Consider the following 12,673-nt stretch of genomic DNA (forward strand, 5'->3'; position numbering starts at 1 on the left):
CTTCCGATCCCGGATCAGTGCGCGACGGAGGCGAGGATCTCGTTGTTCCAGGGGTCGCTGAAGCCCAGGGTGCGGCCGTCGTCGCGCACCGCGAAACCGTGATGCCGAAGGCGTTCGCCGAGAGAGCCGATCGCGTCGGCATCGGGCACCGTCAGATCCATGCGGCCGAGGCCGAGCGCAGGCATTCGCGGTCCCGCGCCGCGGGAGCCCCACACGTTCATCGCCATGTGGTGGTGGTACCCGCCCGCGCTGACGAAGAGGGCCTGGTCACCCATGCTCAGCGTCGCGTCGAACCCGAGCGCGTCGATGTAGAACGCGCGCGCGGTCGCGACGTCGCCCACCGAGAGGTGGACATGACCGATGGATGCCGCATCCTGCGTCACCCGACCGCTCGCCGCCTCTTCGGTCAGGTGCTCGCCGAGGAACGCGTTCGGGTCGAGGTAGAGGGTGGCCATCTCGACCTGGCCGTGCACCCAGGACCAGTCCGTGCGGGCGCGGTCCCAGTACAGCTCGATCCCGTTGCCCTCGGGGTCGGTGAAGTAGAACGCCTGGCTGACCAAGTGGTCGGCCGAGCCGGTGAACGTCCCCGGTGCGTGCCGGGCGACGGAATACAGCGCGGCCGCGAGCGCGGCCTGCGTCTCGAACAGGATCGCGGTGTGGTACAGGCCTGCGGACCCGGGCGCCGCGTGCTTCAGCGCGGGGTCGTGCTGAAGGACCACGATGGGCCGGCCGGCTCGACCGAGGGTCACGGTGTTCTGTCGTGCCCGGTCCCCGAACGCGCTCCCGCCTCCGGCGGACAGCACGTCCAGCGTCACGACGTCGCGGTAGTAGCGCGTCATACCGTCGAGGTCGCCGACGAACAGCGTGACCGGGCCCATGCCGGTGTCGGCGGCCAGCTTGTCACCCTGTGTCGCGATGAATTCATTCATGTGCATGTACAACGCGGCGGGCGGTCCGTGCATTCCGGACCCTCGCCGACCGCCGCGGGTCCGGGGCGGTCGGTCACCCGAGTCACCGACTCGTCGATTCCGCGGGTCATCGGGTCACCGGGTCAGGCGCTCGAGCAGCTCGCGATAGCGCTCCGCGGTGCGTTCGACGATCTCCGCGGGCAGTTCGGGCGGCGTGCCGGCGCGATCCTCCGGCGCCCAGTTCGCGGCGAGCCAGTCGCGGACGATCTGCTTGTCGAAGCTCGCCATCCGCTCGGACGGCGTCGAGCCGGACTCCCACGCCGCGGCATCCCAGTACCGCGAGGAGTCGCTGGTGAGCACCTCGTCGGCCAGGGTCAGAACGCCCGCGTCATCGGTGCCGAACTCGAACTTCGTGTCGGCCAGGATCAGCCCGCGGTGCTCGGCCGTGCGGGCGGCGCGCTCGTAGATCTCGAGCGAGAGGTCGCGCAGTTCCGCCGCGCGCGGGGCGCCGACGATTTCGACCGTGCGCTCGAACGAGATGTTCTCGTCGTGCTCGCCCATCGGCGCCTTGAACGCCGGCGTGAAGATCGGCTCCGGCAGCCGGTCCCCGTTCTCCAGTCCCGACGGCAGACGGATGCCGCACACCGTTCCGTTCTGGGTGTACTCCGCCCATCCCGAGCCCGTGAGGTACCCGCGCACGACGCACTCGATCGGCTCCATCGACAGGCTCTGAACGACCATTGCGCGCCCGGCGACTTCCGCGGGGATCAGCGACATGACGTCGTCGGGGGTGTTGGGCACACCGTCCTGGCCGAGGGTGAGCACGTGCGAGGCGATGAGATGGTTCGGGATGCCGCGCCCCCCGTCGCCGCGGGCCAGCATGTCGAACCACCACAGGCTCAACGTGGTCAGCAGCACGCCCTTGCCGGGGATGCCCGGCGACAGCACATGGTCGAACGCGCTCACGCGATCACTGGCCACGACCAGCAGTCGCTCCGGACCCGTGGACGGGTCGGCGGGCGAGTACAGGTCGCGGACCTTGCCGGAGTACAGATGGCGCCAGCCGGTGAGCTCGAGAGGGGTCGTCACCTGCCCATTATCGCGGGCGCCATGCCCCTCTCCGTCGCTGGTCGTCTGCGGATCGGTCGGGTGCCCGTCGCCGATCACGCAGCGCACGGTCGCCGCCCGCGTTTCCGATCGTCAAGGACCTGTCCGTCGCAGAAGACCGTCAGTAGCCTGGTCCTATGCGTGAGGAATCTCCGCAATCCCCCCAATCCCCTCGGCCCCCTCGAGCCGCGGCATCCGGCGGCGGCATCCGTCCCTGGGTCTTCTGGCCGGCGGCCGCCATTGCGGCCGCATTCATCGTGTTCGCGTTGGTCGTCCCCGAGGCCGCAGATCGCGCCTTCGGCGCGATCCAGGCCGGGATCGTCTCCGCGCTCAACTGGTACTACGTCCTGATCGCGGCGTTCTTCGTCGCCTTCGCGCTGGTCGTCGGTTTCAGTCGCTTCGGATCCATCAGACTCGGGGCCGACGATGACGAGCCCGAGTTCTCGATGATCTCCTGGTTCTCCCTCCTGTTCGCCGCCGGAATGGGCATCGGCCTGGTGTTCTACGGGGTGAGCGAGCCGCTCAGCCACTTCGCGACGCCGCGTCCCGGAGTGGAGGGCACGCCTGCCGAACTCGCGCAGGCGGCTCTGTCGCAGACGTATCTGCACTGGGGGGTGCATGCGTGGTCGATCTACGTCGTGGTCGGTGTCGCCCTCGCCTACGCCTTCCACCGCCGGAAACGGCCGATGACGATCCGCTGGGCGCTCGAACCGGTGCTCGGGGAGCGCCGCACACGTGGGGGATGGGGAAACGCGGTCGATGCCGCGGCCCTGGTCGGTACGATCTTCGGCGTCGCGACCTCGCTCGGGCTCGGGGTGCTGCAGATCAGCGCCGGGCTCGACACGCTCGGCGTCCTGGAGGCGACGCCGCTCACACAGACGGCCATCATCGTCGTCATCACCGCGGTCGTCCTGTGGTCGGTCCTCTCCGGCGTCGCGCGGGGCATGAAGTGGCTATCGAACTTCAACCTGGCGCTGGCGGGCGTCCTTCTGCTCTACCTGCTGGTCACCGGGCCCACGACCTTCCTCCTCCGCGAATTCGTGCAGTCCATCGGCAACTACCTGCAGGACTTCATCGCACTCTCGTTCAATGTCACCGCCTTCCAGGGTGCTGCCGGCCTCGCGTGGCAAGGCTCGTGGACGACGTTCTACTGGGGATGGTGGATCTCGTGGGCGCCGTTCGTCGGGGTGTTCATCGCGCGCATCTCGCGCGGCCGCACGGTGCGCGAATTCGTCGCCGGCGTGATTCTCGTGCCGACCCTCATCGGCATCCTGTGGTTCAGCGTGCTCGGCGGAACCGCGATCTGGATGGAGCTGACCGGCAGGGCGGAGCTGATCGGCACGGACGGATCGGTGACCGTCGAGTCCGCGCTGTTCGCGATGCTGGCCGAGGTCCCCGGATCAGCGGTCGTCACGGTCGGTGCGCTGGTGCTCATCGCGATCTTCTTCGTGACCTCGGCCGACTCGGGCGCGCTCGTGATGAGCATGCTGGCAACCGGCGGCGAGGTGCATCCCAAGCGGTGGGTGTCGGTCTTCTTCACGCTCGCGACTGCGCTGATCGCGCTGGCTCTGCTGTTCGCGGGCGGATTGGCGGCGCTGCAGACGGCGGCGATCAGCATCGCGCTGCCGTTCAGCCTGGTCATGCTGGCGATCTGCTGGGCCACGATCGTCGCGCTGCGACGCGAGATCAGAGCGTACGATCGCGCCGAGCGCGCGCAGTTCCGGGACCAGATCGGCGAGTACTACGGCCTCGATGTCGAGGAGCCCGTCCGTCGCGGGATCTTCTCGCGCCCGGGCCGACGGCAGCGCCGGCCCGCAGCGGAGCCCTTCGCGATACCGGAACGCACGATTCCCGATCCGGCGACGCCCGAACCCGCCGCACCGGAGGCCGGTTCGTCCGAGGCGGGCCGGGCTTCAGAAGCGGAATGACCGGACGGTCTCGTTGCGGGGTTCGGGCGATCCTACGGGGTGATCCGGTCGAGGTACGCGAACGCCTCGGAGACGAGGGTCTCCCACCGCTCGGCACCCGCGTCCACGCCGATCACTGCCCACTCTCGCAGCGCACGCGCGCCGATGACCATGCGAACTGCGATGCGCTGCTCGGCGAGCTCGGTGACGCGCGCCTCGGGGAGCTTCACGACGAGATCGCCGGCATGTCCCACGAACGCGAACACCTTTCCCCGTACGCGCACGCCCTCGCTCCCGAGCATCGGGCCGATGTCGACATCCGGGTTCTGCTGGTACCGGGCCACGATCGGATCGAAGATCGCATGTGCGGGTGTCGCGGCATCCTTCGCCATGGGCGCAACCCTATCCCCAGGATCCGACCTTCGCACCGCTGGTGGGAGGGGCCGATGCGGCGCGCCGACAGTGGAGCGCCGCGAGCGGATGCGGTCAGTCGGGGTCGGTGGGGTCGATCGGAGCGTGGTGGTCCAGCGCCACGACTCCGCGTCGCCAGTATCCACTGAGCTGGGTCTGCTCGGCCGGCAGTCCCAGGGTGCGGCGCAGATGACGCCGCACCGGCACCAGAGCGGAAGCCTCGCCCGCGGCCCAGACGAAGACGCCGTCGCCGATCGGTGGGAGCTGCTCCAGCGCGTCGAGGAACGTCGCGCCGGACGAGTCGGGGAGGACGAGGTGCACGCGGATCTGAACGCCCGGCACCTCGCCGAGGTAGCCGGCGACCCAGTTCCCGTCGCCGTGGACGGCCGCGACGACGTCGACGAATGTGCCGGTCGGGATCTCACGCACCCACCGGCTGACCGAGGGAAGGGATGTCTCGTCGCAGATCAGAAGCAGGCCGTCGAGGTCCTGCGGCGCGCGTCGCGATCCGCGCGGGCCGAGCAGCACGAGCGGGTCGCCGGGCCGGGCGGACTCCGCCCACGACGACGCCGGACCCGGATCGGGGTGTACGAAGAAGTCCAGGTCGATCTCGAATCCGCCGTCCACGGCGCGAGGAAGCGGCGTGAAGTCGCGTGAGATCGACGCGCGGTCGGGGCGCACGACGCCGTCCTCGCCGGGACCGACCGGCGTGGGCGCGACCAGTTCACCGGTCATCGGGTCGGGGAAGAAGACACGCACGTGATCGGCGGGACCCCCGCTGGTGAAGTCGGCGAACTCGGGACCCGACACGGTCACGCGGATCATCGGCGGGGCGATGCGCTCGACGCGGACCACGCTCGCCCGGCGAGCCGTGAAGCGGTTCCGGCCACTCACTCGCGCGAACCGGCCGGCATCCGCAGCGGGCCGGGCGTCGGGAATCGTCGTATCCGTCATGCCTCCAGCCAACCACAGGCCGCGAGCGGTGGGGCCGGACCGGTGCGCGACCGGTCGTATCAGGTGGTCGTCGTGGTCAGGTAGTGCTCGATCAGGTGATCGGCGATCGCGATCGAAGAGGTGGCGGCGGGGGAGGGGGCGTTGCGCAGCACCGTGACCGGCCCGACCTGGTCCACCGCGAAGTCGTCCAGCAGCTCGCCGGCTCGCCCCCACGCCTGCGCGCGGACTCCGGCGGCGCTCTTGCACTCCAGGTCCGACATCTTCAGCTCGGGCACGAATCGCCGGGCCTTCCGGAAGTACAGCGGCTTGATCAGCGAGCCGCTGATCTCATCCACGCCCATCCGCCAGTGCTGCCGGGCCAGCGGCCACGCGCCCGGCCAGCGCAGCGACTCCCACGTGTCGCGCAGCGAGATCTGCAGCCAGCTGTATCCCTCGCGGGCCAGGGCCGGCACCGCATTCGGGCCGACGTGCACGTTGTCGTAAACCCCGCGGGTGAAGTGCACACCCAGGAAGGGGAACCGGGGGTCGGGCACCGGATAGATCATCCCCTTCACCAGATCGGTGCACTCCGGCGCGAGCTCCCAGTACTCCCCGCGGAACGGCAGGATCTTCGGCGATGGGTCGGCGCCCACGAGCTTGGCCACGACGTCGGACTGCAGCCCCGCGCAGACGATCAGCCGATCGAAAACATGCTCGCCGAGCGGGGTGATCACGCGGACGCCGCCGTTTTCCAGGTGGATGCCGGTCACCTCACTGTGCAGCAGGATCCGGCCACCCGCGGCCCGCACGTCCTGCGCCATCGCGTCGGTGATCGCGGCGTAGTCCACCGCGGCCGTGTGCGGGGAATGCACCGCGGCGACCCCGGCCACGTGCGGTTCGATCTCACGCAGGCGTGCCGCATCGTCGATCCGGGTCAGGTCGGGGACGCCGTTCTCCAACGAGCGCCGTTCGATCTCGGCGAGGGCACCGAGCTCGGATTCGTCCACCGCGACGACGAGCTTCCCCACTTCGCGGTAGGGCAGCCCCTTCTCCTGACAGAAATCCCGGATCAGCACGCGGCCGCGCGCGCACAGCGTTGCCTTCAGAGAACCGGGCTTGTAGTACAGCCCCGCGTGCACCACTCCGGAGTTCCGCCCGGTCTGATGCTGCGCGAGCCGCGCCTCCTTCTCCAAGACGGTCACCTCGCCCGCGCGGCCCTGCGCGAGCGCGCGTGCCAGGGCGATGCCGACGATTCCGCCGCCGATGATGCCGATCCGCGTGGACGCGCTGCGAGCCATCAGGTCCACCTCGCCACAGTCAGTCCTCGACGACCCGGCGCGCGATGTCGGTCCGGTACTGGGCGCCGTCCAGCTCGATGACGCTCAGGGCGCGGTACGCGCGATCCCGTGCTTCGGCGAAGGTGGTGCCGAGTCCGACGACGTTCACGACGCGGCCGCCCGTCGCGATGAGGTGGCCGCCTTCGTCGGCCGTGGCCGCGTGCACGATGTGCACCCCTTCCACGGATGCCGCGGCATCCAGCCCCCGGATCCGCCGTCCCGTGACCGGCGCCTGCGGGTAGCCCTCGTTCGCGAGCACGACCGTCACCGCGACGGCGTCGGCGAAGGCGGGTCGAGGCTGATCCTCGAGGGTGCCGGATGCCGCGGCCAGAAGCAGCTCGGACAGCGGGTCGACGAGCCGAGGGAGCACCGCCTGCGTCTCGGGGTCGCCGAAGCGCGCGTTGAACTCGATGACCTTGATGCCGTGCTCGGTGAGGATCAGGCCCGCGTAGAGCAGCCCGATGAACGGCGTGCCCTCGGCATCCAACTGGCGGATGACCGGCTCGGCGATCTCGGTGGTGACGTGGTGCACGAAGGTGTTCTCGTCGCCGAAGAGATCCGACAGCCAGGGCAGCGGCGAGTAAGCGCCCATTCCCCCGGTGTTGGGTCCGGCGTCGCCGTCGCCGAGGCGCTTGTAGTCCTGGGCGGGGCTGAGCGGCAGCACGTGGTCGCCGTCGCTCAGGAAGAACAGCGAGACCTCGGGTCCGGCCAGGAACTCCTCGACCAGCACGGCACCGGACGGCAGGAAGGCCGCCGCGTGGACGAGGGCGGCGGAGCGATCCTCGGTCACCAGGACGCCCTTGCCGCCGGCGAGACCATCGGCCTTCACGACGTGCGGTGCCCCGAGGTCATCGAGTGCGGCCGCGACCTCGTCGAGGGTCGTCGCCCGGATCGCGCGGCCGCTGGGCACCCCGGCGGCATCCATGATCCGCTTCGCGAACGTCTTCGACCCCTCCAGCTGCGCGGCGGCGCGGCCGGGCCCGAACACGGGGATGCCCCGCTCGCGCAGGGCGTCGGCGACCCCGGCGATCAGCGGCGCTTCGGGACCGACGATGACGAGGTCGATCGCGTTCTCGTTCGCGAACTCCGTGACCGACGCCGGGTCGTTCGCGTCGACGTCCACGAGAACCGCATCGGAGGCGATCCCGGCGTTGCCGGGGGCCGCGAACAGTTCGTGCGGGGCGTCCTCCGACCGCAGCGCGAGGATGATGGCGTGCTCGCGCGCGCCCGAACCGAGGACCAGGATTCTCACCGGGCCAGCCTATCGACCGGCCTCGCAAGAACCCCGTGCCGACCGGTCCCGGCGGTGGGAGAATCGATGCATGGCAGCCGAGCGCGGCTCATCAGCCGACGAGGGCATCGAGAACGGGCGCGTTGTCGATGACGAGTTCCTGACCGTCGTCGTCCGCCCGTCGCCCCGCTACGGGCGCTTCCTCGGCGCCGGGATCGTCCTGGGCCTGGTCGTGGCGGCGATCCTGACCTTCGCCACGGGGTGGGCCGGCGGCGACCCGTTCGGCGGAGGAGCGTCCGGCTGGCTGCGCGTGTTCGGCGTCTCGGCGGCGGTGTGCGTCGCGGCCGGTCTGCTGGTCACCGGCACCCTCGCCCTCGTCCTCGATCGCATCGTCTCCGGCCACGCGCGACCGGCGCGCGCGGAACACGTCACGACGCTCGTGGTGGATCTGGATGCTCCCGCGGACGACGATGAGCCCCCGTGGGTGCGTGACGTCGACGACCTCTCCTGACGGCGGGGTCCCGGCGCCGTCTCGTGGCGGGCGTACCGTGGACGGGTGGCGAAGAAGATCCTGCTCGACGACGGGCGCGCGGCGCTCGCCGCGGTGAGAGCGGCGGCCGCGGCATCCGAGAGGCCCGCCCGCCCCGATCTGGCGACGGCGGTGCGGTATCTGCTGCAGCTGCTGGTCGAGAAGGCTCCGGGCGGCTCCGTCGAGGTGCGCGTTCCGCCGTTCGGTGCCGTGCAGGTCATCGAGGGCCCGCGTCACACACGGGGCACGCCGCCGAACGTGGTGGAGACGGACCCCGCGACCTGGATCGCGCTCGCGACGGGTGAGGAGCAGTGGGCGGATGCCGCGGCATCCGGTCGCATCCTGGCGTCGGGCATCCGCGCTGACCTCACCGATCTTCTGCCCCTGCGCCCCTGACCGCGCGGCCCGCGGTGCACGGTGTCGCCTTCGCGCACCCCATAGACTCAAGCAAGGTAAGGATCACCTAACCTTGTCGCGCCGAGGCGCGCATCGTCTACGTCCAGGATGTGTACCGTGCGCACCTCGCAGCTCCCCCGCGGTCTCCCACGGTTCGCCCTGTCCGGAGTCCTCGCGCTCGCCCCCGCCATGCTCGCCCTCCCGGCGGCGCACGCGGCCGACCCCGCCGCGTGTGCGGTCATTACGGCCGACGCGGTCTGGGGTTTCAAAGAGTCGTTCCGCTCCTACGTCTCCGGCACGATCGCCAACGGTCGTTGGGAGACCACCGGCGCAGCCTCGTACGAGACGCCGAACTTCGCGTGGACGGGCGGCACCGGGTGGTACGACCCGCAGACAGGGACCGGATCGATCGCGTTCGCCGGCGGCATCCGCTTCACCGGGCATGGCGGACTGCTCGACACGACGGTGCAGAACCCCACCCTCGTGCTCACCGGCCCCCGCACCGCCCAGGTGCTGCTGGATGTCTCGGGAGTGTCGATGGAGGACGCGCTGTCCGGCGGCACCGAGCGGGACGCGGTGACCCAGGTGCCCTTCATCGACGTCGATCTCGCCAACGCGACGACCGACTCGTCGGACGCCGGGATCACCATCGCCGTGTCGGCTGCGCCGACGACGATCACCACCGAGGGGTTCGCCGTGTTCGGCGGCTACGAGGCGGGCTCCGCGTTCGACCCGATCGCGCTCACGGTCTCGGCCGCCTGCCCGCCGGCCGAGACGGCCCCGCCCGCGCCGTCCGCTCCGGTCGGAGCCGAGGCCGCAGCGACGGATGCCGCGGCTGACGCGGGTCCCGGGTGGATCCCGGGGGCGGTCGGAGGACTCCTCACCGTCGTCGTGGCGGTCGCCGGGTTCGCGTTCACGCGCCGCGGTCGAACGGGCGGTGGCACGGGCGCGGGCGGAGCAGCGTGAGGTCGTCGCGCGCGGGGATCGCACTGCTCCTAGCCGCGATGCTCGGACTCGCGGCCTGCAGTGCTCCGGCCCCTGGCTCCGAGCCCGTCGCTGCGGCGACCGACATCCCACGGGTGCCCCTGAGCGAGCTGACCGCATCGGCCGACCCGCGCGCGCTCGAGGGGCCGTCGACCGCGATCCTCGGCGACGCGGCCATCGTGCCCGTCCTCGCCGATCCGGCTCAGGCCCTGCCTGCGACGGTTCTGTCGAGGGATGCCGCGGGCGACGTCGGAACCGTCGTCGCGGACACCTCGCGGGTCATCGCCATGGACCTGTCCGGATCCCTCGCCGCGACGGTCTGGGGGCTCGGATTCGGTGACACCCTGGTCGGCCGGGACGTGTCGACGACCATCCCCGGCACCGAGGATCTGCCCATCGTCACGACGGGCGGTCACACCGTCAACGCCGAGTCGATCATCGCGCTCGCGCCGACACTCGTGCTCACCGATGGCAGCGTCGGTCCCCGCGATGTCGTCGAGCAGCTGCGCGACGTGGGCATCACCGTCGTGTTCGTGGAGAACACGGCGTCCTTCGACGGTGCCGCGCAGCTCGCCCGCGATGTCGCCGCGGTGTTCGCGGCCCCCGAAGCGGGCGAACTGCTCGCCGCGCAGATCGCCGGCGATGTGGCGACCGCGCGCTCGGAGATCGCACGGCTCGCGCCGAGCGGCGAGGACCGGCTTCGCATCGTCTTCCTGTACCTGCGCGGGGCGGCCGGCGTGTACTACCTCTTCGGCCAGGAGTCCGGCGCCGATGACCTCATCGCCGGCCTGGGCGGCGTCGACGTCGCCGGTGAGCTGGGCTGGAGGGGCATGCAGCCGCTCACCGACGAGGCGATGCTCGCCGCCGATCCCGACCTCATCCTCGTCATGACCGGAGGACTGGACTCCGTCGGCGGGGTGGACGCACTTCTGGAATCCAAGCCCGCGATCGCGTTGACCCGCGCCGGCGAGCGCCGCCGCATCGTCGACATGGCCGACGGCCAGATCCTCTCGTTCGGGCCGCGATCGGCTTCGGTGCTGGACGCACTCGCCCGGGCGGTCTACGCCCCGGCGGCAGGCTCATGACGCGGGCGCCGGCGTTCTGGACCGCAGCGACCCCGCGTCTGGTGGTCTGCGTCGTCGTCGCCGTGCTCCTCGTCGTGGGCATCCTCCTCTCCACGGGTCTCGGCCAACTGCCGATCGGGCCCCGTGAGGTCATCGGCTCCGTCCTGCGTGCGCTGGGGATCGACAACGCGTGGGCCCCCGATCAGCGGCTCATCGAACAGACGCTGTGGCAGATCCGGTTCCCGCGCGTGGTCATGTCCCTCCTCGTGGGAGGCCTGCTCGCCGTCGCGGGAGCGGTCATGCAGGCGATCTTCGGCAACCCGCTCGCCGAGCCCGGCGTCGTGGGCGTGTCATCCGGTGCGGCCCTGGGTGCGGCCGCCGCGATCACGCTGGGCGTCACCTCCCTGGGGTCGTGGTCCACGGCCGCGTTCGCCTTCGCCGGCGGGCTCGCGGCGACGCTGGTCGTGTATGCCACCTCCCGCGCTCAGGGGCGCACCGAGTCGGTCACGCTGATCCTCACCGGCATCGCGGTCAATGCGTTCGCGGGGGCTCTGCTCGCCCTGCTGATGTTCGCCGGCGACACCGCCTCGCGCGAGCAGATCGTGTTCTGGCAGCTGGGGTCGATGAACGGCTCCCGCTGGATGGAAGTGCTGCTCGTGGCGATCGTGGGACTCGTCGCGACCGTCCTCACCGTCGTACTCGCGCGCCGATACGACCTGCTCGCCCTCGGCGACCGGACCGCCGCGCACCTGGGCGTCCGTGTCGAACGGCTGCGACTCGTCTCGATCGTCCTCGTCGCGCTGCTGACCGGCGTCGCCGTCGCGTTCGTCGGGATCATCGCGTTCGTCGGGCTCGTCGTCCCACACATCATGCGGATGCTGGTCGGCCCCGCCAACCGCCCCCTCATCCTGCTGTCATTCCTCGGCGGTGCCACGGTCCTCGTCTACGCGGACCTGCTCGCCCGGACACTCGTGCCCTCCGCAGACCTGCCGATCGGCATCCTCACCGCACTCGTCGGCGGTCCCTTCTTCTACTGGCTCATCCGGCGCAATCGACGGGGAGCCGGAGGATGGGCGTGAGTCGCGCGGCGTTCGCTGTCCACGGCGTCGGCTACGCCGTCGGCGACGCGCGCATCCTCGAGGACGTCACACTCCGGATCCGCTACGGGCGCCTTCTGGCTCTCGTCGGCCCCAACGGTGCGGGCAAGTCGAGTCTGCTCGGCGTCCTGACCGGCGATCGACGCGCCACGGCCGGCCGGGTGCTGCTGGACGACCGCCCGCTCGCCGACTGGGCCCCCCGTCGCCTGAGCCGGATGCGCGCCGTCCTCACGCAGTCCAACCAGGTCGCCTTCTCCTTCACCGCCCGCGAGGTCGTGGAGATGGGCCGGGCGCCCTGGATCGGGACCGATCGCGCCGGGGCTGACGCCGCGATCATCGCGCTGTCGCTGGCACAGGCCGACGTCGCACGCCTGGCGGGGCGCACCTACCCCTCGCTGTCGGGGGGAGAGAAGGCTCGCGTGTCGCTCGCGCGCGTGCTCGCGCAGGACACTCCGATCGTGCTGCTGGATGAACCGACGGCGGCACTGGACCTGCGTCACCAAGAGGACGTTCTGCGCATCGCCCGTGATCTGGCGCGGGCGGGTCGCGCGGTCGTCGTCGTGCTCCATGACCTCTCGCTCGCCGGCGCGTACGCCGACGACATCGCGATGATGCACCACGGCCGCATCGTCGCGCACGGCTCGCCCGAGGCGGTCCTCACCGAGCAGCGCGTCGCCGCGGTGTACGACACGCCCGTGCGGGTGCTCCGCGATCCTGACACGGGCCGGCCCATCGTCCTCCCGCGCCGCTGAGCCGGTACAGCGCGTTC

Annotated in this window: 13 protein-coding genes; 7 read left to right on the forward strand and 6 right to left on the reverse strand. The window is 70.9% G+C overall.

The genetic code is table 11. The features are described from left to right. Positions 1-14: 14 nt before the first annotated feature. Positions 15-929 (reverse strand): VOC family protein, encoded by a 915-nt coding sequence (locus ABD655_RS02225; protein ID WP_344711332.1) that lies wholly within the window; start codon positions 927-929, stop codon positions 15-17. 114 nt (positions 930-1,043) lie between these two features. Then, positions 1,044-1,997, reverse strand: coding sequence for a phosphoribosylaminoimidazolesuccinocarboxamide synthase (locus ABD655_RS02230; protein WP_344711335.1), 954 nt, complete (start codon positions 1,995-1,997; stop codon positions 1,044-1,046). A 155-nt stretch (positions 1,998-2,152) separates the two neighbouring features. Between ABD655_RS02230 and ABD655_RS02235 the strand changes: the two genes are divergently transcribed. Then, complete coding sequence (locus ABD655_RS02235) at positions 2,153-3,943, forward strand: BCCT family transporter (RefSeq protein ID WP_344711338.1); 1,791 nt, start codon at positions 2,153-2,155, stop codon at positions 3,941-3,943. Positions 3,944-3,975: 32 nt separating this feature from the next. On the opposite strand, the gene ABD655_RS02240 is transcribed toward ABD655_RS02235, so the two are convergent. From ABD655_RS02240 to purD, 4 genes are all read right to left on the reverse strand, one after another. Then, entirely contained in the window at positions 3,976-4,314 is a 339-nt protein-coding gene (locus ABD655_RS02240; protein ID WP_344711341.1) for a hypothetical protein, read from the reverse strand. Positions 4,315-4,408: 94 nt separating this feature from the next. Next, positions 4,409-5,287 (reverse strand): siderophore-interacting protein, encoded by an 879-nt coding sequence (locus ABD655_RS02245; RefSeq protein WP_344711344.1) that lies wholly within the window; start codon positions 5,285-5,287, stop codon positions 4,409-4,411. Between the two features lie 59 nt (positions 5,288-5,346). Further along, positions 5,347-6,564 (reverse strand): L-2-hydroxyglutarate oxidase, encoded by a 1,218-nt coding sequence (gene lhgO / locus ABD655_RS02250; protein ID WP_344711347.1) that lies wholly within the window; start codon positions 6,562-6,564, stop codon positions 5,347-5,349. Positions 6,565-6,583: 19 nt separating this feature from the next. Further along, a complete protein-coding gene (gene purD, locus ABD655_RS02255) occupies positions 6,584-7,855 on the reverse strand; it encodes a phosphoribosylamine--glycine ligase (protein WP_344711350.1) in 1,272 nt (423 codons plus the stop codon). A gap of 70 nt (positions 7,856-7,925) precedes the next feature. On the opposite strand from purD, the gene ABD655_RS02260 reads away from it, so the two are divergent. The 6 genes from ABD655_RS02260 to ABD655_RS02285 all read left to right on the forward strand — a co-directional run bounded on the left by ABD655_RS02260 (position 7,926) and on the right by ABD655_RS02285 (position 12,656). Beyond that, positions 7,926-8,345: a hypothetical protein gene (locus ABD655_RS02260; protein WP_344711353.1), complete on the forward strand. Its 420-nt coding sequence runs from the start codon at positions 7,926-7,928 to the stop codon at positions 8,343-8,345. Between the two features lie 45 nt (positions 8,346-8,390). Beyond that, the gene (locus ABD655_RS02265) at positions 8,391-8,759 is read left to right on the forward strand and encodes a sterol carrier family protein (RefSeq protein ID WP_344711356.1); all 369 of its coding nucleotides are present in this window, start codon (positions 8,391-8,393) and stop codon (positions 8,757-8,759) included. A gap of 117 nt (positions 8,760-8,876) precedes the next feature. Beyond that, complete coding sequence (locus tag ABD655_RS02270) at positions 8,877-9,725, forward strand: HtaA domain-containing protein (RefSeq protein WP_344711359.1); 849 nt, start codon at positions 8,877-8,879, stop codon at positions 9,723-9,725. Continuing rightward, positions 9,722-10,828: a heme/hemin ABC transporter substrate-binding protein gene (locus ABD655_RS02275; protein ID WP_344711362.1), complete on the forward strand. Its 1,107-nt coding sequence runs from the start codon at positions 9,722-9,724 to the stop codon at positions 10,826-10,828. Before ABD655_RS02270 ends, ABD655_RS02275 begins: the two co-directional genes overlap by 4 nt. Further along, positions 10,825-11,886, forward strand: a complete 1,062-nt coding sequence (locus ABD655_RS02280; RefSeq protein WP_344711365.1) for a FecCD family ABC transporter permease — start codon at positions 10,825-10,827, stop codon at positions 11,884-11,886. Before ABD655_RS02275 ends, ABD655_RS02280 begins: the two co-directional genes overlap by 4 nt. Further along, positions 11,883-12,656 (forward strand): heme ABC transporter ATP-binding protein, encoded by a 774-nt coding sequence (locus tag ABD655_RS02285; RefSeq protein WP_344711368.1) that lies wholly within the window; start codon positions 11,883-11,885, stop codon positions 12,654-12,656. The genes ABD655_RS02280 and ABD655_RS02285 overlap by 4 nt, the downstream gene beginning before the upstream one ends. Positions 12,657-12,673 lie beyond the last annotated feature (17 nt).

This window comes from Microbacterium terregens, assembly GCF_039534975.1.
GTDB classification, from domain to species: Bacteria; Actinomycetota; Actinomycetes; order Actinomycetales; family Microbacteriaceae; genus Microbacterium; species Microbacterium terregens.